Consider the following 296-nt stretch of genomic DNA (forward strand, 5'->3'; position numbering starts at 1 on the left):
AACCCGTACCGTTGCCGATGTGCGTCACGCGTTCACTAAAAACGGCGGTAACTTGGGTACCGACGGCTGCGTAGCGTTCAACTTCGTTCATCAAGGCTATTTGGTATTTGAACCGGGCGTTGACGAAGATGCGCTGATGGAAGCGGCTTTGGAAGCCGGTGCGGAAGATGTCATCACCAACGACGACGGTTCCATCGAAGTGGTTACCGCGCCGAATGACTGGGCTGGCGTGAAAGCAGCATTGGAAGCCGCAGGCTACAAATCTGTTGACGGTGACGTTACCATGCGCGCCCAAA

At 55.4% G+C, this 296-nt stretch carries 1 protein-coding gene; it reads left to right on the forward strand.

What is annotated here, in order from left to right; translation table 11 throughout:
* Positions 1-296 (forward strand): YebC/PmpR family DNA-binding transcriptional regulator (locus tag ACTHS3_RS17650; protein WP_440368721.1); only part of this gene is annotated, 296 nt, incomplete at both ends.

It is taken from the genome of Neisseria sp. P0009.S007, assembly GCF_051962515.1.